Source organism: Paenibacillus sp. A3 (assembly GCF_001399685.1).
Lineage (GTDB): Bacteria > Bacillota > Bacilli > Paenibacillales > NBRC-103111 > Paenibacillus_G.
On record NZ_JTHN01000252.1, the window covers coordinates 1 to 850 of the forward strand.

Sequence of the window (850 nt, forward strand, 5' to 3'; positions counted from 1 at the left end):
TTCTACGCGAAGCGGGTTTTTCAACAAGCTTTGGGATACAAACCGCGCAAGCGGTTCGTATCCCTTTGTTCACAGCTGCTATTTCTTAAACTTCACCGCCGCCGAAGGCTTGGATTCGCCGAATTCATTTGTGGCGGAGACTTTGTAATAGCCGTCGTAGGAGACGGCATAGTACTTGAATTGCGTTGCATTTGCTACCGTACCGATTTTCTCGAACTTGCCGTTTTCTTTTTCGCTATAGTATACCGTGTATTCCTTAACCTTTTCTTTGCTCGCATTATCCTTCCAATTCAGTTCGACGCCTCCGCCGGTGGACTTGGCCGACAAGCCGGTAGGCGCAGCCGGAGGCGTCTTGACGGGCGTTTGATCTTCCTTGCCGGTAGATCCGCTGCCGGCGTTATGCTCCTTATTCGGTTCCGAGCCGGTACCCGTTTCCGAACCGCCTGTACCTTCGTTATTTTTTCCATCGCCGGGTTTGCTGTCCGGAGGAGCGGTCTTCTGACCTCCATCCGGGGGGAGCGATGATAGATCGACGGACGTCCCGTCCGTGTAAGCCGCTTTGCTCGGTACGGATTCGTTACCGGCGACATCGACAGCGGTCACGTAATAACCGTAGAGGTTTCCTCCGTTGACGGAATCCGTAAACTTCGCCTCGTCGCCGGCTATCACGACTTTGCTTACCCGTTGGTACGGTCCGTGATTGACGGAACGGTACAACCGATAGCCGACGGTATCGGCGCTTGAGCTCGCTTGGAACGTGATGACGCTGGTGTCGCCTGCATGGGTCGCGACGACCGTCGTAGGCGCTGCCGGCGGATTTCCGTCATCCGTCCGCGGATCGGTCTCGGCG

1 pseudogene is annotated in these 850 nt (G+C 55.6%); it reads right to left on the reverse strand.

Going from position 1 to position 850, the window contains the following annotated elements:
* Positions 1-78: 78 nt before the first annotated feature.
* Positions 79-850: pseudogene (locus tag QJ48_RS37775) on the reverse strand (carboxypeptidase); the annotation flags it as partial.